This window comes from Enterobacter sp. C4G1 (genome assembly GCF_052886895.1).
This window is the reverse complement of the sequence record NZ_JBQVVV010000001.1, coordinates 2,830,727-2,850,669: the sequence shown is the minus strand read 5'-3', so window position 1 is coordinate 2,850,669 and position 19,943 is coordinate 2,830,727. Positions and strand designations below refer to the sequence as shown.

Here is a 19,943-nt window from a genome sequence, read left to right as displayed (position 1 = left end):
CAGTGCGTGACACGAGGCATGTTTTCTTAAGGACACAACTCTCTCATTCGAAGGCTTAGGATTTTTCCAGAGCTCATACCTTACCGCTGCGTTTATTTAATAAATAATGTTATTTAAAATCATATCGATATAAATATTTGTATGATTTTTAAAATGTGTGCAGGGTTATTACTATGTACAACTTTCCTATCAAAACTGAACAATTGGAATGTGTGTTTTTCACAAATTAATATTGATTTTTACATCTTGTTACACGTTTAACACTTGCTTTAAAGTTTGTAAAAGCTAGATTGAAATCAGATGTACGAAATTTGTTTTATATTTACCTCCCGCTGGAGGTTATGGTCTGATTCTACACACAGCAGTGCAGCATCTGTCAGTACTTCTGGTGTCCCTTAATCCAATTAAGGGACAGCTGCCAGGTGTCATAAAAAAGTGGGGTTTCATCATGTATAATGAAGTCCATAGTTTACATGGTCATACATTACTGTTGATCACAAAACCTTCTTTGCAAGCGACAGCTTTATTACAACATTTAAAGCAATCTTTATCACTGAACGGGAAATTGCATAATATTCAACGTTCTTTTGATGATATTGCACCTGGCAGCATCATTCTTCTCGATATGATGGAAGCTGATAAAAAGCTTATTCATTACTGGCAAGATAATTTAAGCAGGAAAAACAATAATATCCGTTTGCTATTATTGAACACTCCTGATGAGTATCCTTTCAGAGACATTGAAAGCTGGCCGCATATCAATGGCGTTTTCTACGTCACTGAAGAAGAAGATCGCGTGGTAGAAGGGTTGCAGGGCATATTGCGAGGTGAATGTTATTTCTCGCAAAAACTTGCTAGCTACCTCATCACGCATTCTGGTAATTACCGCTATAACAGTTCAGAGTCCGCACTGCTGACGCATCGCGAGAAAGAGATCCTGAACAAGTTGCGCATTGGTGCTTCAAATATTGAGATCGCCCGTTCGTTATTTATCAGCGAAAACACGGTTAAGACGCACCTTTATAATCTTTTCAAGAAGATAGCTGTTAAAAACCGAACTCAGGCGGTGTCATGGGCAAACGATAACCTCAGGCGTTAACACCATGAAACGCACGTTGAGTTGGATTGCCGCAGCAGGCCTTCTGCTTGCTGCCGGGAACCTTCAGGCCGTTGAAGTGGAGATTCCCGGATTGTTAACTGACCATACGGTGTCATCTGTTGGCCACAATTTTTATCGTGCCTTTAGTGACAAGTGGGAAAGTACTTACCCTGGTAACATAACAATCAACGAACGGCCCAGTGCACGATGGGGAAGTTGGATAACGATAACGGCTAATCAGGACGTTATTTATCAAACGTTTTTATTCCCAACGAAAATAGACTTCGATAAAAACGTAGCCTTAGCTCTGGCACAAACTGAAGAGGCTATAAATCGCCTGCAAATAGACAAAGCGCTATTAAGCACACGCGATTTAGCAAAAGACGAGTTCTAGCGACCCTATATCCGGAGGCTGTCATGCGTATTGCACATGCAGTTATTTCGTTAATGCTAATTACACCGTTAAGCTGGGCCGGAAATATGACGTTCCAGTTCCGTAACCCGAACTTTGGAGGCAACCCCAACAACGGGGCATTCATGTTGAATGAGGCGCAGGCCCAAAACTCCTATAAAGACCCGAGTTATAAAGACTATACCGTTGACACGCCGTCAGCGCTGGATAACTTCACGCAGGCTATTCAGTCCCAGATCCTGGGCGGTTTGTTAACCAATATCAACACCGGCAAGCCTGGCCGAATGGTGACTAACGACTTTATTGTCGATATTGCCAACAAGGATGGGCAGCTTCAGTTAAATGTGACAGACCGGAAAACTGGAAAAACATCGACCATCCAGGTTTCTGGCCTACAAAGTAACTCGACAGACTTCTGAAAAACATCAAAATAAGGACAACGATCATGCAGCGCTTCCTGATATTTGTTGCAGTGTGCTTATTGAGCGGTTGTTTAACTGCTCCACCAAAAGAAGCTGCAAAACCTACATTAATGCCTCGGGCTCAGAGTTATCGTGATTTAACCCATTTGCCAGCGCCAACCGGCAAAATATTTGTCTCGGTTTACAACATCCAGGATGAAACTGGACAATTTAAACCGTACCCTGCAAGTAACTTCTCGACTGCCGTACCGCAGAGTGCCACCGCAATGCTGGTCACCGCGCTCAAGGATTCTCACTGGTTCATCCCGCTGGAACGTCAGGGGCTTCAGAACCTGTTGAATGAACGCAAAATCATTCGTGCCGCTCAGGAAAATGGTACCGTTGCGAGTAACAACCGGATGCCTTTGCAATCACTCGCCGCAGCCAACGTTATGGTTGAAGGTTCGATTATCGGTTACGAAAGTAACGTTAAATCAGGCGGCGTGGGCGCGCGTTACTTCGGTATCGGGGCAGATACGCAATATCAGCTCGATCAGATAGCCGTTAACCTGCGCGTGGTGAACGTCAGTACCGGTGAAGTGTTGTCATCCGTGAACACCAGCAAGACCATTCTCTCGTATGAAGTGCAGGCTGGGGTGTTCCGCTTTATTGACTACCAGCGTTTACTGGAAGGTGAAATTGGTTACACCTCCAACGAGCCGGTTATGATGTGTCTGATGTCAGCCATCGAAACTGGCGTTATCTTCCTGATTAATGACGGTATCGACCGTGGCCTGTGGGATCTGCAAAACAAAGCCGATGCACAAAACCCGGTACTGGTGAAATACCGCGATATGTCGGTTCCTCCGGAATCCTGACAGGAAGCGCATAAAAAAGGCGAGATGATTATCTCGCCTTTTTTTATTCACTCACGGCCGTGATGTTTTGCGCTTTTTCGCGTCGGGCTGCAAGCCATAGACCGCTGTTCTTCATGGCATAGCCAAACAGTAAGCCCACTACCAGCGACGGCACCACCAGCCTCCAGTCGCCCTGCCCGGCAAATGTCGCGCAGGCACCAATAAAGGTGCCCGGCACAAACGACAACAGCATTTGCTTTGCCTGAATGCACATCAGAAATGCCACAACGCCCGTCATCACGTAGCCTACAATCTCGACATGCGGTGCCAGCGCGCTGCCTTTCATTATAACCAGCGCCCAGATAACACCGCTCAGCAACGTGCAGGCAGAGATAAACAGCCCTTTAACACCGCCCTGAGGGCAGGCAAAGTAAGCCGTACAGCCGAGGAACCCGGCCCAACTTAATAGCCCGAGAGAAACCGCCACCCATCCCCATAAGCCGGAGAGAATGCCCGTTGTCATTGCAATGCAGAGTAATATGTTCATGGCGCGCATCTTAGCAGATACGCACCATAGAAATGCGATCAGAAGCACATTATGTGCAAGTTGAAATGTATCATTGCAGGAATTGTGTGATCTAAATCACTCTTCATTCTCTTCCTGAAGATCGTCCCACATGGCCGCAATAGCATCGCGGGTCAGCGGAGCCAGAGTTCTCCAGAACGGTGATGTGGCGTGCGCTTCCACTTTGCCGAGGAACGTTCCGCACCACGGCAGCAAGAACTCTTCGAACAGTGTTTCGATAGCTTCACTTTCATCATCGCCAGACTGATCTTCAATCCAGGACGCCGCAAGAAGCAGCGTACCAATATGGTCAGCCGGAGTATCCGCCAGCGGCATCCCGCGCTCAGTCAGAAACGCGCGGACTTCCGCTTCAGTTGCCCCTTCTTCCCACGCTGAACGATACGGGGCCACGCGGCACTCTTCACCCACGAACAACGCGTTGTAATCGGCAGAAACCTGCTGCATGTCGCAGCTTTTTTGCAGACGCACCAGCAGCTCATCCTGTTCCAGCGGCCAGTATTGCGCCAGCTTTCCTTCCTGGATCATCGTATACAGCGGAGCCAGCAGCGGGTCTTGCGGCTGACGGTAGAACAGGGTACCCAGCACGCGGCAAAGGATAGAGAACTCATTCATTTTTTTATTCCATTACACAATTAAAGATCGGCAAATTCATCAATACGCGGCATCCCGCGCGATTCCAGGAAGTCGAGCATCCGGCGTGGCGTCACGTTCAGGATCTGCCCTTCCGGGAAACCAACGTCATTAAGCACTTTCAGGCACTCGCCGAAATCGCCGAGCGTAAAGGCAGTGTGCGAGTCAGACCCGAGCGCGACCATACCTCCTGCATCACGAACCGCAGCAGCCACTTCGCGGCAGTTGGCCTCGCTGCCTTTGCGTGAGTGAACAAATGAGGAGTTATTAATTTCCAGTGCTACGCGGTGTTTTGCTGCCGCCTGAGCAACAGCCTGAATATCAATCGGGTACTTAGGGTTGCCCGGATGGCTGATGATATGCACGTTGCCGCTGGCAATAGCGGCGATCATCGCCTTTGTATTTGTTTCTTTATCCTGCGGAGCGAAAACAGGCTCATGAAAGCCCGCAATAATCAGATCCAGCGAGGTCAGCATCGGGCCGGTGCAGTCGATTTCACCGTCAGTGTTCTTAATGTTCGCTTCGATGCCGCGAAGGATCCCGACACCTTCAACCAGCCGTGGCCAGATGCGCATATTCACAAAATGCCAGTAGTGCGGAGCATCAGCCATATCAGGACCGTGATCGGTTATCGCAAAAAGCTTGATACCTTTTAGCTTTGCTTGCGCGATGTAGTCATGGAGGGTGCTATAGGCGTGGGTACTGGCGACGGTGTGCATGTGCAGGTCAACGGGATACATCTTTCTCTCCTCTGCTGTTTTCCCCAAGGATAGCAGTTATCAGCGGCGAATATTAGCAAAAACCCGGCGAACGCCGGGTTTCTCTTAGTAACCGCGCTGTCTGTCGACCTGCCCGGTAACGGTGTTGCCCTGCTCCATCTCACTGATGGTATGGGATATATAGGCTACTGCCTCCGCCGGACGCGTGACTGCGGCAATGTGCGGCGTCATGGCCACGCGTGGATGCGCCCACAGCGGGCTTTCCGTTGGCAGCGGTTCGCGGCTATAGACATCCAGCATCGCGCCTTTGAGTTTGCCGCTGTCCAGCGCCGCCAGCAGATCAGACTCGACCAGGTGAACACCGCGTGCCAGATTCATTAAATAGCTCTGATCCGCCAGTTGGGTCAGAAGCGCTTTGTTGATGATCCCCACCGTTTCCGCAGTATTAGGCAGCAGGTTAATCAGCACGCGGGTGCCTTTCAGGAAGGCCGGGAGTTCGTCTGTTCCGGCGAAGCTTTCCACTCCAGGATAATCTTTACGGCTGCGGCTCCAGCAACGCAGAGGGAAACCCCACGGGGCAAGTGCTTCTGCCACTTTTGAGCCAAGCACGCCAGCCCCCAGAATACCGATGGTAAAATCTTCGCGGTGATAATCTGGCAACGGCTCCCAGTGGGATTGCTGTTTGAAGGCCTGGTAATCATCAAAACGGCGGAACCAGTGCAGAACCTGGCTCACGGCATATTCCTGCATTTGCTGGCCCATTCCGGTATCTTCCAGTCGGAACAGCGGGATATGTTCAGGCAACATCTCTGGATGCGCTTTCAGCTTACTCAGGATCGAATCCACACCCGCCCCAAGTGCGAAGACGGCTTTCAGTTCACGGCCCTGGAGCATCTCTACTGGCGGATGCCACACCAGCGCGTAGTCGGCATGTTCATGATCACCCCGTTTCCACTCGCGAACGCGCGCGCCCGGCAATGCTGCCGACAGTGCGTCAATCCAGTAAGCCGTATCAAAAAATGGGTGATAAAAGATAATATCCATAGCGATTTCTGCCTTTTATTGCGCGATTTTGTTTTCGTTTTCAACTGGATTGCCAGCATACCAAATTTACTGGCATTTGCGTTGTTGATAAAAAAACCGCTTTCCGCACATTTCGGAATCAGGTTGTTTGAAGTTTGTCTAAACACGCTAATTAACTGAAAAAGTTGATTGACGGCAGTTCGGGTTTTCCTTACATTAGCGCCCGTCCCGGCAACAACGGGATGACAATATGGTGAGGTGTCCGAGTGGCTGAAGGAGCACGCCTGGAAAGTGTGTATACGGCAACGTATCGGGGGTTCGAATCCCCCCCTCACCGCCATATTTGAGATGAGAGCTCGTACGAAAGTACGGGCTTTTTTCTTTTATATTCTCCGAAAGGGGGGGATGAGAATCCCCGACCGGGGTTCGACAACTGGCGATAGCCGGTTGGACAGACTGCGAGCGCAGCGAACAGGCTGCCCGAAGGGCGAGCGAAGCGAGTCAATCCCCCCCTCACCGCCATATTTGAGATGAGAGCTCGTACGAAAGTACGGGCTTTTTTCTTTTATATTCTCCGAAAGGGGGGGATGAGAATCCCCGACCGGGGTTCGACAACTGGCGATAGCCGGTTGGACAGACTGCGAGCGCAGCGAACAGGCTGCCCGAAGGGCGAGCGAAGCGAGTCAATCCCCCCCTCACCGCCATATTTGAGATGAGAGCTCGTACGAAAGTACGGGCTTTTTTCTTTTATATTCTCCGAAAGGGGGGGATGAGAATCCCCGACCGGGGTTCGACAACTGGCGATAGCCAGTTGGACAGACTGCGAGCGCAGCGAACAGGCTGCCCGAAGGGCGAGCGAAGCGAGTCAATCCCCCCCTCACCGCCATATTTGAGATGAGAGCTCGTACGAAAGTACGGGCTTTTTTCTTTTATATTCTCCGAAAGGGGGGGGATGAGAATCCCCGACCGGGGTTCGACAACTGGCGATAGCCAGTTGGACAGACTGCGAGCGCAGCGAACAGGCTGCCCGAAGGGCGAGCGAAGCGAGTCAATCCCCCCCGGTGCTATATGCGACCCGGTGCGGTCTGAGCCCCTCACCCTAACCCTCTCCCCAAGGGAGAGGGAACCACTACTCCTCCACCATCCGCGCATACTCATCCGTCAGAAAATCCACCAGCGTCCTCACCGATGGCAATAGCCCGCGCCTTGACGGATACACCGCATGAATGACTTCCCGGCGCGGCTCCCATTCATCCAGCACACGAACCAGCTCCCCTGTTGCAAGCTGGTCTTTCACCATCAAAATAGGAAGCTGCACCACGCCCACACCAGCCATTGCCGCTTCCCGCAGGGCCAGCATATCGGTCGTGATAAAACGCGGGGCATAGTGAATCTCTGCTTTTGCCCCCTGCGGGCCGGTCAAATCCCATTTATGAACCTGCCTCCCCTCCCCCATACTCAACCCCGGCCATTGGCTCAGCTCTGAGGGCATAACCGGTTTCCCCATACGCTGAATCAAATCAGGCCCGGCCACCAGACAGTGCCCCCTGTCGGCAAGCACCCGTAAAACCAGGTCGCTGTCATCAAACGGACGCGGACGCACGCGGATTGCGATATCGATCCCCTCGCCCACCAGATCCACGCGACGATTGGTGGCTTCAAGCTGGAGGTTAATTCCCGGATATTTTGCCATAAAGCGCGCCAGCATCGGCCCCACGTGTACGTGCAGCAATGTCACCGGGCAGGTGATCCTGACAATACCGCGCGGCTCAGCCTGCAATGCAGCGACCGCCTCTTCCGCCGCCTCGGCTTCCACCAGCATCGCTTTACAGTGTTGATAAAAGGTCTGGCCCACTTCGGTAACGGTAAACTGGCGCGTGGTGCGCTGGATTAACCGCACCCCGAGCCGCTCTTCAAGCTGGGCGATGCGGCGGCTCAGTTTTGATTTTGGCTGATCGAACGCCCGCCCGGCAGCCGCGAAACCGCCGTAGTCGACCACCTTCACAAACCACACGAAGTCATTGAGATCCTGCATAAAACCTCATCGTTCCATTTAAAGAACAGTGAATGTCATTTTCACTGCCTACCGGGATATTAAACCTGAATATAAGCTAATAAACATCAACAGAACATCAGGAGATAGCCATGAAAAATGTTACAGGCGTTTATACCGCACCGCGTCAGCACTGGGTTGGTGATGGGTTTCCGGTTCGTTCAATGTTCTCTTACCAGACTCACGGCGAGCCGCTCAGCCCATTCCTGCTGCTGGATTACGCTGGCCCGCATACCTTCCCGGCGGATGGCGAAAAACGTGGCGTGGGGGAACACCCTCATCGCGGGTTTGAAACGGTCACTATCGTTTATTCCGGCGAAGTAGAGCATCGCGATTCAACCGGTAAAGGCGGCGTAATTGGCCCCGGTGATGTGCAGTGGATGACTGCCGGCTCCGGCATTCTGCATGAGGAGTTCCACTCCAGTGGTTTTGCGCAGAAAGGGGGCGAGCTCAAGATGATGCAGCTGTGGGTCAACCTGCCCGCTAAAGACAAAATGGCGGCACCGGGGTATCAGAGCATCACCCGCGACACGATCCCAGTGGTGGCATTACCTGATAACGGCGGCGACCTGCGCGTTATCGCCGGGCGATACGGTGACGTCACTGGCCCTGCACATACGTTCTCACCACTGAATGTATGGGACATCACGCTGCGTCAGGGAAGCCACCTTACGCTCAATCTGCCCGAAGGCTGGAGCACCGCACTGGTTGTGCTTGAAGGCAACGTCACGGTAAACGGCACTGCGCAAGCGGGAGAAGCTCAGCTTGTCGTCCTGAGTCAGCAAGGAGAGAAGCTGCATCTGGAAGCTAGCCGTGATGCCAAAGTGCTGCTGATGGCCGGGGAACCGCTGAATGAGCCGATTGTGGGCTATGGCCCATTTGTGATGAACAGTAAAGCCGAAATCGCTGAAGCCATTAGCGATTTTAACTCAGGCCGCTTCGGCCAGATCTGATCGTAATAAAGGAGAAGAAAATGTCTACACCTGCGAATTTTAATGGAGCACGCCCGGTCATTGATGTGAACGATGCGGTCATGTTGCTTATTGATCATCAGAGCGGGCTATTCCAGACCGTTGGTGATATGCCGATGCCGGAACTGCGTGCCCGTGCGGCAGCGCTGGCAAAAATCGCGACCCTCGCGAAGATCCCGGTGATTACCACCGCGTCCGTTCCACAGGGGCCGAACGGCCCGCTGATCCCGGAGATCCACGCTAATGCGCCTCATGCGCAATATGTGGCACGTAAAGGCGAAATCAACGCCTGGGACAACCCGGAGTTTGTCGCTGCCGTTAAGGCGACCGGACGCAAGACACTGATCATTGCGGGCACCATCACCAGTGTTTGCATGGCGTTTCCGTCAATCAGCGCGGTGGCCGACGGCTATAAAGTGTTTGCGGTTATTGATGCGTCAGGCACCTACAGCAAAATGGCCCAGGAGATAACCCTGGCACGCGTGGTGCAGGCAGGTGTTGTGCCAATGGATACGGCGGCTGTCGCATCTGAAATTCAGCGCACATGGAACCGTGAAGATGCCGCTGAGTGGGCTGAGGTGTACACGCACATCTTCCCTGCTTATCAGTTGCTGATTGAAAGTTACAGCAAAGCGCAGGACGTGGTGAAGCACAGCGAAGTGCTCGATTCGCAGCGGTAATGACTCGCTCCACGGCATAAACACCGTGGAGCTGATTATTGCTTAACCGAACAAGCACTAAAGCAGAAAATCTGCTTGACCGTTTTAGCGCAACTCCCTATAGTAGCGCCCCGTTGCCCCCCAAGCGGTCAGGCAGCAATACAATATGGTGAGGTGTCCGAGTGGCTGAAGGAGCACGCCTGGAAAGTGTGTATACGGCAACGTATCGGGGGTTCGAATCCCCCCCTCACCGCCATATTTGAGATGAGAGCCCGTACGAAAGTACGGGCTTTTTTCTTTTATATTCTCCGAAAGGGGGGGATGAGAATCCCCGACCGGGGTTCGACAACTGGCGCAGCCAGTTGGACAGACTGAGAGCGCAGCGAACAGGCTGCCCGCAGGGCGAGCGAAGCGAGTCAATCCCCCCCTCACCGCCATATTTGAGATGAGAGCTCGTACGAAAGTACGGGCTTTTTTCTTTTATATTCTCCGAAAGGGGGGATGAGAATCCCCGACCGGGGTTCGACAACTGGCGCAGCCAGTTGGACAGACTGAGAGCGCAGCGAACAGGCTGCCCGCAGGGCGAGCGAAGCGAGTCAATCCCCCCCGGTGCTATATGCGACCCGGTGCGGTCTGAGCCCCTCACCCTAACCCTCTCCCTGTACAGTCAGGGGACATAGTGAACGCTTGTTCGGGGACATGGTAGACACTTACAACTAAGGCATAAGAACCCGTTTATGGAGTCGCTTATGCCCTGGGATGCGAGAGATACCATGTCATTACGTACCGAGTTTATATTGTTCGCCTCGCAGGACGGGGCGAACATCCGTTTCCTCTGCCGTCGCTTCGGCATTTCACCTGCCACCGGCTACAAGTGGCTTCACCGCTGGGCGGAGGAAGGTGCTGCCGGTCTTCAGGACCGTCCCCGCATACCTCATCACTCTCCGAACCGCTCATCAGACAATGTTGCTGACCTGCTGCGTATGGCGCATGAACGCCATGAACGCTGGGGCGCGCGCAAGATTAAGCGCTGGCTCGAAGACCAGGGGCACGTCATGCCGGCCTTCAGCACCGTCCATAACCTGATGGCCCGTCACGGCCTGCTGCCGGGCACAGCACCGGGTATTCTTGCCACGGGCCGCTTCGAACATGCCGCACCCAACCGGCTCTGGCAGATGGATTTTAAGGGGCACTTCCCCTTTGGCGGGGGCCGCTGTCATCCGCTCACCCTGCTGGACGACCACTCCCGTTTCTCCCTGTGTCTGACACACTGTTCCGATGAACGGCGTGAGACCGTACAGCAGCAACTGGTCAGCGTGTTTGAACGCTACGGCCTGCCGGAGCGGATGACAATGGACAACGGCTCGCCGTGGGGTGACACCACTGGCACCTGGACGGCGCTGGAGCTGTGGCTGATGCGCCTGGGTATCCGGGTGGGTCACTCACGGCCTTATCATCCGCAGACACAGGGCAAGCTGGAGCGTTTTCACCGCAGCCTGAAGGCGGAAGTACTGCAGGGTAAGTGGTTCGCAGACAGCGGTGAAGTGCAGCGCGCCTTCGACCACTGGCGCACCGTCTATAACCTGGAACGGCCACACGAGGCCCTGGATATGATGGTGCCGGGGTCGCGGTATCAGCCGTCTGCGCGGCAGTACAGCGGCACCATGGCGCCACCGGAATACGATGAAGGGGTAATGGTCAGGAAGGTGGATAGCAGCGGGAAGCTGAGCGTCAAAGGTATCTGTCTGAGAGCAGGTAAGGCCTTCAGGGGGGAAAGCGTCGGGCTGAAAGAGACACGGGAAGAAGGGTATTACGAGGTGTGGTGGTACAGTACAAAAGTGGGGGTGATCGACCTGAAGAAAAAGTCGATCACCATGGGTAAAGGATGTTAAAAAGTGTTCACCATGTCCCCGAACACCTGTCTACCATGTCCCCGGACTGTACACTCCCTAAGGGAGAGGGAATAAAAAAACACAAAAAACAAAGCCCGGTCTCCCGGGCCTTGAACACAACAGCTAACTCAGTAGTACGCGTTCAGCGTGCGCTGGCAAAGGGCCGACCGCACGCAGTCATCTTTGGTAAAGCGAACCACCCCAATCATCTCATCTTCCTCAAAACGTGACATCGCATCGCTCAGGCCAGATTTCACACCGGATGGCAGATCGCATTGGGTAATATCGCCGTTGACGATAACCGTCACATTTTCCCCGAGGCGCGTTAAGAACATCTTCATTTGCGCAGCAGTCACGTTCTGAGCCTCGTCAAGAATCACGACCGCATTTTCAAATGTACGTCCGCGCATATAGGCGAACGGCGCGATTTCCACCTTGCCAATCTCTGGTCGCAGGCAGTACTGCATAAAGGATGCACCCAGTCGTTTCACCAGCACGTCGTAGACGGGCCTGAAGTACGGGGCAAACTTTTCCGAAATGTCTCCGGGCAAGAAGCCGAGATCTTCATCAGCTTGCAGTACCGGACGGGTGACAATAATCCTGTCCACGTCCTTATGGATCAGAGCCTCCGCCGCTTTGGCTGCACTAATCCAGGTTTTCCCGCATCCGGCTTCACCGGTTGCAAAGATGAGCTGTTTACTCTCGATAGCATTCAGGTAGTGCGCCTGAGCTTCATTGCGCGCCACAATTGGAGAAGTATCACGGCTGTCCCGCGCCATGCCAATTGCTTCAACGCCACTCATCTGCACAAGCGAGGTGACCGATTCTTCTTCACGTTGTTTATGGCTACGTGAATCCCGTCTCAGCACACGTTTTGCTTCGCGACGAGCTTTGATCACTGCTTTTTGTCTTCCCATGGATAGCACCTTGAGTTGTTGGTATTCATCACACGCGCCAGTTTCAGCACGATTATGCGCACGAACATCAGAGGGTTGGCTTCCTTGTAAGCCATTGCTTGCTTTATCGGATGACGATACAGAACGGCTACGCGCACCATTTTGCACGTCGGTCGAAGGAGATTCTGGAGAAGATGAGGAGAATTTAGTGGTGAGGAAATCGCTGCCGGAGTCTGAGCCTCCGCGCCGGGTGCTGCGGTTGTTATGTTTACCATGTCCAGTATAGGACGCAACCATTCGCGATCTCCATAGTGATTCAGCATCACTGCCGGGAACTACCGCTGTCTTATATTAAGTACATCAAGGTTTATCATAAATGCAACATTTATTTTACTTTGATGCAACTTTAAGACTGTCCCTACAGGTGAAATCAGTCTCATACAGGAATATTACAGAAATATAACAGATGGATAGTCATATGAAAAAATAATGTCCCCGCGAACTATCGCAGGGACAATTATCAGGCTTCAATAAGCCCTTGAGCGAGATACGCGTTTTGGTCGCGCGGCCCAGGCAGGGCAAAGAAATAGCCGCCGCCGACAGGCTTAATGTACTCTTCCAGCGCTTCACCATTTAACCGCTTCTGCACGGTTAAGAAGCCCTTCTCCAGGTCATGCTGATAACAGACAAACAGCAGCCCCATATCCAGCTGACCAGAGTTGGTCACCCCCAGCGAATAGCTGTAACCACGGCGCATCATCAGGCTGGACTGCGTCTCTTTGGTACGCGGGTTCGCCAGGCGAATATGGCTGTCCAGCGCGATGGTGTCACCGTTCGGGTCGGCGCTGTAATCAGGCACATCGTGCTCATTTTTCATGCCCAGCGGCGCACCGCTTTGCTTGTCACGGCCAAAAATGGTCTGCTGCTCTTTGAGCGGCGTGCGATCCCAGAACTCTACGTGGAACTGAATAATACGCACCGCCTGATAGCTGCCGCCAACGGCCCACGCAGGCTCGCCCTGATCGGCCGTCACCCAGACCACATCTTTCATCAATGCAGCATCGCTGCTGTCCGGGTTGGCAGTGCCATCCTTAAAGCCAAGCAGGTTGACCGGTGTCTCCTTCCCTTTGCTGCGCGCAGCGTGGTCAGAGATAAACCCTTCCCGCTTCCAGCGCACACTCAGCAGATCCGGCGTGTGCTTGATGATATCGCGCAGGGCGTGGATCACCGTATCCTGCGTGTTCGCACAAATCTGAAGAAGCAGATCGCCGTGGCACAGCGCCGCATCAAGCGAATCATTCGGGAATCGCGTCATTTTTTGCAGCGATTTCGGTTTGTGCTTCGTCAGGCCATAGCGTTCATCGAACAGCGACTCACCCAGCGACAGGGTAATGGTCAGGTTATCCGGGGCGATAAACGGCCCCAGAATACCGGAGTCCATCGGCGGAAGACGCGGGTTAGGCGTTTGCGGCGCCGGGCCGCCTGCGGTGAGAAACGCGATACGCGTTGTCAGCAGGCGAAACAGGCGCTCCAGGTCGGCTTTATTACTGGCCAGCGAATCAAACGCCACCAGCATCATGGAGGCCTGTTGCGGCGTCAGAATGCCCGACTGGTGCGCGCCATAGAAAGGCTGCGTTTCCATTCGGGCATTGGGGGATACCGTGCCGGGAGCACTTTGCGGTTTAGCCGCATGGGCCACCGGGCATCCACCTGCCAGGGCAAGTGCGCCACCCAGCGCCCCTACCCCTTTCAGTAAACGACGTCGCGAAGGTTCAGCTACGTCGAACTCGTCTTGCTTGTTCATCATGCTTAGTCCAGACCCAGTACGCCACGCAGCTGAGACAGATCTTCTGCCAGGGTCGTAATTGGGCCTTTCAGCGCATTACGGTCAGCATCGGTCAGTTTGTCGTAGGTTTCGAAGCCGTCTTTGGTGCGATATTTCGCCAGGATGGTGTCGACTTTCTTGAAGTTGGCATCCACTTTCGCCAGCAGCTCGCTGTTCTCTTTCTGCAACTGCGGACGCAGCAGAGAGACAATTTTCTGCGCACCATCGACGTTGGCCTGGAAGTCCCACAGGTCAGTGTGGCTGTAACGGTCTTCTTCACCGCTGATTTTGCTCGCCGCCACTTCTTCAATCAGACCCGCTGCGCCGCCCACCACTTTAGATGGCGGGAAAGCCAGCTCGCTAATACGTTTTTGCAGCTCCAGCACGTCGGTGTTCAGCTGCTCAGCGTACTTCTCCATCCCTTTGGTGGAGTTATCGCCAAACAGCGCTTTTTCCAGACGGTGGAAACCGGTGAACTTAGGATCGGCGGCTTTCTGCTCGTAGTCATCTTCACGGGCATCGATGCTGCCATCCAGGTCAGAGAACAGTTCAGCAATAGGTTCAATACGCTCGTAGTGCTGACGGGTTGGCGCATACAGGGATTTCGCTTTTTCGAGATCGCCCGCTTTCACCGCATCGGTAAAGGCTTTGGTGCCTGCAACCAGGTCCGCCGTCTCTTTGGTGACATAGGCTTTATAGGCGGTAATCGCGTCGCCCAGGCTCAGCAGGGCTTCACCTTTCGCAGCATCCGCCGTGGATTCACCTTTAACAATCAGCTTGCCTTTCGGGTTGGTCAGCAGGCCACAGGTCATGTCGTATTCGCCAGGTTGCAGGTTAGCCGTCATTTTCTGGCTAAAGCCCGGGGCGATGTTTTCACGCTCTTCCACGACCATCACGCCTTTGAGGATTTCCCATTCCAGCGCTTTCTGGCTGTGGTTCTGAATAATAAACTGCGTTTTACCGCTGTTCACCGTGACGCTCATCGGCTCACACTGTTTGTCATTCACAGTGATTTTAACCTGCGGAATATCGGCTGCCTGCGCGGAGAATGCAGAAGCGAACAGCGCGGCAATGCCTGCGCGTAACGCACTACGACGGAACTGAATTGCCATGACTCTTCCCTTTTAAAAGTATGTTGTAACTACACCAAACCCATTACGGCGCGGGATGCGACGTCTGGGTGCGGGCACGCGGCGGCAGCGCAAACAGCACCAGCGCCGGAACCAGATAGATAAAGTACATTGCCACTTCGCTGACGCTCGGCGTCTCCTGATACCCGAAGATCCCTTCGAGCAGGGTTCCGGTCAGGGAGTGCGTAGAGAGCACATTGCTCAGGTCAAACGCGACATCCTGGAAGTGGTTCCACAGCCCCGCTTCGTGGAAGGCGCGGATTGCGCCCGCGGCCAGCCCTGCGGCAACCAGCAGAATAAACAGGCTCGTCCACTTGAAGAACACGCCCAGGTTCAGGCGAATACCGCCCCAGTACAGCAGGAAACCGAGTACCACCGCCGTTGCCAACCCCAGCATGGCGCCAAGCGGCGGCCAGATCCCCACATCCTGCTGGAACGCAGCCAGCAGGAAAAAGACCGATTCCAGGCCTTCACGCGCAACGGCGAAAAAGACCATCATGATCAGCGCCCAGCCGTGGTTGTTGCCTTTTTGCAGGGCGTTATCGACCGCCTGCTCCAGCTGAACTTTCACGTTACGGGACACTTTGCGCATCCAGAACACCATCCAGGTCAGGATCACCACCGCAATAACGGCAACGATGCCTTCGAACAGCTCTTGCTCTTTCTGCGGGAACTCACCGGTGGTTTCGTTGATGAGGATGCCAAGCCCAAGGCAGAGCGCCGCGGCGAGGAAAACGCCAATCCACATCACGCCAATCCAGCGTCCGCGCTGGGTTCGCTTCAGGTAGCTTGCGATAAGACTCACGATTAAGGCAGCTTCAAGGCCTTCACGTAACATAATGAGAAATGGAACAAACATGCCGACACCTTAATTGTTAATCGCAGTCAACTGATGCAAAGAAAGGTAAATTCTTGTGATAGTGATTATCATTACGGAGAAGAGAAACACAAGCGAAATGTGTTGTGTTTTGATGAAGAGATGTAAACTGCTCGCCTGTTAATAGTTTCCGTCGTTATCGTTGTGTTTATAACTTATAACGTAAATGCCCATTTACGGTTAAACACAGCTGTGGCTAAATATGTGACTCGAAAACCAACTGAAAACTAACCATGTATAATATTATCCACTTCCTGCTGGCGCTGGTGATTATTCTTGCGCTTGCCTGGCTGGTGAGTTTTGACCGCCGAAAAATTCGTATTCGCTTCGTTTTACAGCTTATTATTATTGAAATTGCCCTGGCATTCTTTTTCCTTCATGCCGAAAGCGGTCTTTTCCTGATTAAATATGTCTCTGGCTTCTTTGAATCGCTGCTTAAATTTGCCGCCGAAGGGACGAACTTCGTCTTTGGTGGAATGGGTGAAAAAGGGCTGGCCTTCATTTTCCTTGGCGTTCTTTGCCCGATTGTTTTTATTTCCGCGCTGATTGGTATTCTCCAGCACTGGCGAATTCTGCCGGTGTTTATTCGGATTATCGGTACGTTGCTGTCGAAAGTGAACGGGATGGGGAAACTGGAGTCCTTTAACGCCGTCAGTTCACTGATCCTCGGGCAGTCTGAAAACTTCATTGCTTACAAAGGTATCCTGGGCGACCTCTCCTCCCGCCGTCTGTTTACAATGGCCGCCACCGCGATGTCTACCGTGTCGTTGTCGATTGTCGGCGCGTATATGACCATGCTGGATGCAAAATTTGTCGTCGCGGCGCTCATTCTCAATATGCTCAGCACCTTTATTATTCTCTCCGTCATCAACCCGGTGCGCCCGGAAGCGGAGCCGGATATCAAACTGGAAAAAATGCACGAATCCCAGAGCTTCTTTGAAATGCTGGGTGAGTATATTCTGGCCGGTTTTAAAGTGGCGATGATTATTCTGGCTATGCTGATTGGCTTTATCGCGCTTATTAGCGCGGTCAACGCCCTGTTCTCCAGCGTATTTGGTATGAGCTTCCAGCAGATCCTGGGTTATGTGTTTTATCCTCTGGCGTGGCTGATTGGTATTCCACTGAGTGATGCCTTAAATGCGGGCAGTATTATGGCCACGAAGCTGGTTGCCAATGAATTTGTGGCGATGATCGAGCTGCAAAAAATTGCGCACCAGATGACCCCGCGCGGTCTGGGTATCTTGTCCGTGTTCCTGGTCTCTTTCGCCAACTTTGCTTCTATCGGCATTGTTGCGGGCGCCATTAAGGGCCTGAATGAACAGCAGGGGAACACCGTGTCCCGCTTCGGGTTGCGTCTGGTGTACGGTGCAACATTGGTCAGTTTGCTGTCGGCGAGCTTTGCGGGATTAGTGTTGTAATTTTTGAGCCGTTTGTGCCCGGCGGCGCTTCGCTTGCACGGGCCTACGAAACAACAACGGCGGGTTTCCCCGCCGTTTTTCATTAAAACTGTACGCACACCGGCTGATCGACACGCATCACCGATTCCTGCGCAAAGCGTGACTTGTAGAGCCCACGTAACGCTTCGATATTTTGCTCACTCACGGCATCCTTACCGTGGATCAGCATCAGCGCCTTGCTCTGCTCACGCGCCACTTTCCCGTCGTTACCCAGCCACTGCCCACGGGCATCAAATACCGTCAGGCCATCGCGAAAGCGCGGGGTTACGTCCTGGTCAACAAACTGCTGCCACTCCTGGCCGGTAATGTCTTTCCCTGCCGGGCGGCTCAGCCCGAAATAGAGCGTGGTTTGCTGCATCTGGTTATCCACTTTGCAGGTGGTGTCTGCGGTGTTGTGCGCGGGTGCATTACAGCCTGCCAGCATGAAAAGTGCCGCCACCATAAGCCCTGTTTTGATTGTCATACTTCGCTATCCTCATTGTTATAAGTGCAGCGATATCAACGTAATTCTGGAAAATTTGCAAGAAAAAGCCGGGTGGCGCTTGCGCTTACCCGGCCTACAGGAGGTAGAGTGTGTGATTACTCAGGTTGCAGCTTAGATGGCGGTGCCGTGTGGTAATGCGCGTCCGCTTCTGCAAAGCGTTTTTGCATCGCCGCAGACGGTGCTTTACCCAGCAGACTGAACACCACGATCCCGACGCTGCCGAAGATAAAGCCAGGGATGATTTCGTACAGGCCCAGCCACGCGAACTGTTTCCAGACGATAACCGTCACCGCACCAATAATCATGCCAGCCAGCGCGCCGTTACGGGTCATGCGTGACCACAGTACCGAGAACAGCACTACCGGGCCAAACGCGGCACCAAAGCCCGCCCACGCATAGCTTACCAGGCCCAGAACACGGTTGCTCGGGTTGGCCGCCAGCGCAATGGCAATCAATGCCACCACCAGCACCATAAAGCGCCCTACCCACACCAGCTCTTTCTGGCTCGCATCTTTACGCAGGAACGCTTTGTACAGGTCTTCCGTAATGGCACTGGAGCACACCAGCAGCTGGCAGCTCAGGGTCGACATCACCGCCGCCAGAATCGCCGACAGAAGAATACCGGCAATCCACGGGTTAAACAGAATTTGCGCCAGTTCGATAAACACGCGCTCGGCGTTCTGGTTCACCGCACCCGCCTGCGCCGGGTTATTGTTGAAGTACGCGATACCGAAGAAGCCTACCGCACACGCCCCTGCCAGGCAGAGGATCATCCAGGTCATACTGATACGACGCGCATGAACAATGGTGTGGTGAGAATCAGCGGCCATAAAGCGCGCCAGAATATGCGGCTGACCAAAGTAGCCCAGGCCCCAACCCATCAGCGATACAATCGCGACAAAGTTCAGTCCTTTCAGCATATCGACGTTTTCGATGCTCTTTTGTTTGATGACTTCCAGGGAGTCCGCAAAGCCGCCGACGGTGAAAATCACAATCACTGGCGTCAGGATAAGCGCGAAGATCATCAGGCTCGCCTGTACGGTGTCAGTCCAGCTCACTGCCAGGAAACCGCCCACGAAGGTATACAGGATCGTCGCCGCCGCACCGGCCCACAGCGCCGTTTCATAGCTCATGCCGAAGGTGCTTTCGAACAGACGCGCACCGGCCACAATGCCGGAAGCACAATAGATGGTGAAGAACACCAGGATAACCAGAGCCGAGATAATACGCAGCACGCGGCTGTTATCTTCAAAGCGCCCGGAGAAGTAATCCGGCAGGGTCAGGGCATTGTTGTTCGCCTCGGTATGCACGCGCAGGCGGCCCGCCACCAGCTTCCAGTTAATCCATGCGCCCACGGTCAGGCCAATCGCGATCCAGCTTTCTGAAATACCAGAGATGAAAATCGCACCCGGTAAGCCCATCAGCAGCCAGCCGCTCATGTCCGATGCGCCCGCAGAGAGTGCGGTTACCATCGGCCCTAAACTGCGCCCGCCCAGAATATAGTCGTCAAAGTTCTTCGTTGATCGCCAGGCCAAAAAACCTATCAGGATCATGCCAAAAATATAGATAAGAAATGTCACCAGCATCGGTGTGCTAATTGCCATTTAAAGACTCCAATAATTTGATCGACAACCTTCCCGGCTGTCTTTTATTACACCACCGGAACGGGGTGATGATGATGTGTATTTCTGTTGGCCGCGCGTATCCTGCCGGAAGCAGTGCTCGCACACAAACGATTTAACACTGCATTTACATCAAATTCATCCCTGGTTTTATACGTCTTTCGTATAGGTTGCACTCGCTCACGCTTTTACGGGTTGCACCTTTCAAAAGTGTTAAGTGCCGCATAAAAACAGGCTTTCACACCATAAGCCAGCTATTTTTTCCAGCTAACCATCCATTAACAATCCATTCATTTCCAAGCTTGCAAACCGTGTCACATTTAACACGGTTGCACAAAGTTGCAACATGG

At 53.2% G+C, this 19,943-nt stretch carries 19 protein-coding genes, 2 tRNA genes and 5 other RNA genes; 15 read left to right on the top strand and 11 right to left on the bottom strand.

The genetic code is table 11. The features are described 5' to 3' along the window. Positions 1-448 precede the first annotated feature (448 nt). From csgD to csgG, 4 genes are read left to right on the top strand one after another with little or no spacing between them, the layout of a single operon-like run. Complete coding sequence (gene csgD, locus ACT9TW_RS13695) at positions 449-1,099, top strand: biofilm master transcriptional regulator CsgD (protein ID WP_166716974.1); 651 nt, start codon at positions 449-451, stop codon at positions 1,097-1,099. Between the two features lie 4 nt (positions 1,100-1,103). After that, positions 1,104-1,493 (top strand): curli production assembly/transport protein CsgE, encoded by a 390-nt coding sequence (gene csgE / locus ACT9TW_RS13690; protein ID WP_182060422.1) that lies wholly within the window; start codon positions 1,104-1,106, stop codon positions 1,491-1,493. A gap of 23 nt (positions 1,494-1,516) precedes the next feature. After that, positions 1,517-1,930, top strand: coding sequence for a curli production assembly/transport protein CsgF (csgF, locus tag ACT9TW_RS13685; protein WP_014069736.1), 414 nt, complete (start codon positions 1,517-1,519; stop codon positions 1,928-1,930). Between the two features lie 26 nt (positions 1,931-1,956). Continuing rightward, complete coding sequence (csgG, locus tag ACT9TW_RS13680) at positions 1,957-2,790, top strand: curli production assembly/transport protein CsgG (protein WP_182060421.1); 834 nt, start codon at positions 1,957-1,959, stop codon at positions 2,788-2,790. A 43-nt stretch (positions 2,791-2,833) separates the two neighbouring features. Here the strand turns inward: csgG and ACT9TW_RS13675 are convergent, their stop codons facing one another. From ACT9TW_RS13675 to ghrA, 4 genes are all read right to left on the bottom strand, one after another. Continuing rightward, on the bottom strand, positions 2,834-3,316 hold the full coding sequence (locus tag ACT9TW_RS13675; protein ID WP_182060420.1) for a DUF1097 domain-containing protein: 483 nt from the start codon (positions 3,314-3,316) through the stop codon (positions 2,834-2,836). Between the two features lie 96 nt (positions 3,317-3,412). Then, the gene (locus ACT9TW_RS13670; RefSeq protein ID WP_446492652.1) at positions 3,413-3,967 is read right to left on the bottom strand and encodes a TorD/DmsD family molecular chaperone; all 555 of its coding nucleotides are present in this window, start codon (positions 3,965-3,967) and stop codon (positions 3,413-3,415) included. A 20-nt stretch (positions 3,968-3,987) separates the two neighbouring features. After that, positions 3,988-4,725, bottom strand: coding sequence for a phosphatase (locus tag ACT9TW_RS13665; protein ID WP_182060418.1), 738 nt, complete (start codon positions 4,723-4,725; stop codon positions 3,988-3,990). Between the two features lie 84 nt (positions 4,726-4,809). Next, positions 4,810-5,748, bottom strand: a complete 939-nt coding sequence (ghrA, locus tag ACT9TW_RS13660; protein WP_446492651.1) for a glyoxylate/hydroxypyruvate reductase GhrA — start codon at positions 5,746-5,748, stop codon at positions 4,810-4,812. Positions 5,749-5,979: 231 nt separating this feature from the next. On the opposite strand from ghrA, the gene ACT9TW_RS13655 reads away from it, so the two are divergent. The 5 genes from ACT9TW_RS13655 to ACT9TW_RS13635 all read left to right on the top strand — a co-directional run bounded on the left by ACT9TW_RS13655 (position 5,980) and on the right by ACT9TW_RS13635 (position 6,796). After that, a tRNA-Ser gene (locus ACT9TW_RS13655) sits at positions 5,980-6,067 on the top strand. 44 nt (positions 6,068-6,111) lie between these two features. After that, a non-coding RNA gene (locus ACT9TW_RS13650) (RtT sRNA) lies at positions 6,112-6,249 on the top strand. A gap of 44 nt (positions 6,250-6,293) precedes the next feature. After that, positions 6,294-6,431: non-coding RNA, RtT sRNA (locus ACT9TW_RS13645), on the top strand. A gap of 44 nt (positions 6,432-6,475) precedes the next feature. Continuing rightward, positions 6,476-6,613: non-coding RNA, RtT sRNA (locus tag ACT9TW_RS13640), on the top strand. Between the two features lie 45 nt (positions 6,614-6,658). Beyond that, positions 6,659-6,796, top strand: a non-coding RNA gene (locus ACT9TW_RS13635) — RtT sRNA. A gap of 60 nt (positions 6,797-6,856) precedes the next feature. Here ACT9TW_RS13635 and ACT9TW_RS13630 read toward each other — a convergent pair. Beyond that, a complete protein-coding gene (locus ACT9TW_RS13630) occupies positions 6,857-7,762 on the bottom strand; it encodes a LysR family transcriptional regulator (RefSeq protein WP_446492650.1) in 906 nt (301 codons plus the stop codon). A gap of 110 nt (positions 7,763-7,872) precedes the next feature. Here ACT9TW_RS13630 and ACT9TW_RS13625 point away from each other — a divergent pair, with 110 nt between their 5' ends. From ACT9TW_RS13625 to ACT9TW_RS13605, 5 genes are all read left to right on the top strand, one after another. After that, positions 7,873-8,733 carry a pirin family protein gene (locus tag ACT9TW_RS13625; protein WP_182060415.1) on the top strand — a complete coding sequence of 287 codons (861 nt, stop codon included), beginning with the start codon at positions 7,873-7,875 and terminating at the stop codon, positions 8,731-8,733. Between the two features lie 20 nt (positions 8,734-8,753). Further along, a complete protein-coding gene (locus tag ACT9TW_RS13620) occupies positions 8,754-9,431 on the top strand; it encodes an isochorismatase family protein (protein ID WP_014069728.1) in 678 nt (225 codons plus the stop codon). Positions 9,432-9,578: 147 nt separating this feature from the next. Next, positions 9,579-9,666, top strand: a tRNA-Ser gene (locus ACT9TW_RS13615). 44 nt (positions 9,667-9,710) lie between these two features. Continuing rightward, a non-coding RNA gene (locus tag ACT9TW_RS13610) (RtT sRNA) lies at positions 9,711-9,847 on the top strand. A 312-nt stretch (positions 9,848-10,159) separates the two neighbouring features. Continuing rightward, on the top strand, positions 10,160-11,302 hold the full coding sequence (locus tag ACT9TW_RS13605; RefSeq protein WP_446492716.1) for an IS481 family transposase: 1,143 nt from the start codon (positions 10,160-10,162) through the stop codon (positions 11,300-11,302). Between the two features lie 128 nt (positions 11,303-11,430). On the opposite strand, the gene phoH is transcribed toward ACT9TW_RS13605, so the two are convergent. From phoH to efeU, 4 genes are all read right to left on the bottom strand, one after another. Further along, positions 11,431-12,219 (bottom strand): phosphate starvation-inducible protein PhoH, encoded by a 789-nt coding sequence (gene phoH / locus ACT9TW_RS13600; RefSeq protein ID WP_182063551.1) that lies wholly within the window; start codon positions 12,217-12,219, stop codon positions 11,431-11,433. A 499-nt stretch (positions 12,220-12,718) separates the two neighbouring features. Beyond that, positions 12,719-14,002 (bottom strand): iron uptake transporter deferrochelatase/peroxidase subunit, encoded by a 1,284-nt coding sequence (efeB, locus tag ACT9TW_RS13595; protein WP_446492715.1) that lies wholly within the window; start codon positions 14,000-14,002, stop codon positions 12,719-12,721. A 5-nt stretch (positions 14,003-14,007) separates the two neighbouring features. Further along, positions 14,008-15,135, bottom strand: coding sequence for an iron uptake system protein EfeO (efeO, locus tag ACT9TW_RS13590; protein WP_446492649.1), 1,128 nt, complete (start codon positions 15,133-15,135; stop codon positions 14,008-14,010). A 43-nt stretch (positions 15,136-15,178) separates the two neighbouring features. Then, entirely contained in the window at positions 15,179-16,012 is an 834-nt protein-coding gene (gene efeU / locus ACT9TW_RS13585; protein WP_394118961.1) for an iron uptake transporter permease EfeU, read from the bottom strand. Positions 16,013-16,263: 251 nt separating this feature from the next. Here efeU and ACT9TW_RS13580 point away from each other — a divergent pair, with 251 nt between their 5' ends. Beyond that, positions 16,264-17,448 carry a NupC/NupG family nucleoside CNT transporter gene (locus ACT9TW_RS13580; RefSeq protein WP_446492648.1) on the top strand — a complete coding sequence of 395 codons (1,185 nt, stop codon included), beginning with the start codon at positions 16,264-16,266 and terminating at the stop codon, positions 17,446-17,448. An 82-nt stretch (positions 17,449-17,530) separates the two neighbouring features. Here ACT9TW_RS13580 and ACT9TW_RS13575 read toward each other — a convergent pair whose 3' ends face one another. Both ACT9TW_RS13575 and putP read right to left on the bottom strand, forming a co-directional pair. Then, a complete protein-coding gene (locus ACT9TW_RS13575) occupies positions 17,531-17,950 on the bottom strand; it encodes a DUF3574 domain-containing protein (protein ID WP_446492647.1) in 420 nt (139 codons plus the stop codon). A 116-nt stretch (positions 17,951-18,066) separates the two neighbouring features. Then, positions 18,067-19,575, bottom strand: coding sequence for a sodium/proline symporter PutP (gene putP / locus ACT9TW_RS13570; RefSeq protein WP_446492646.1), 1,509 nt, complete (start codon positions 19,573-19,575; stop codon positions 18,067-18,069). Positions 19,576-19,943 lie beyond the last annotated feature (368 nt).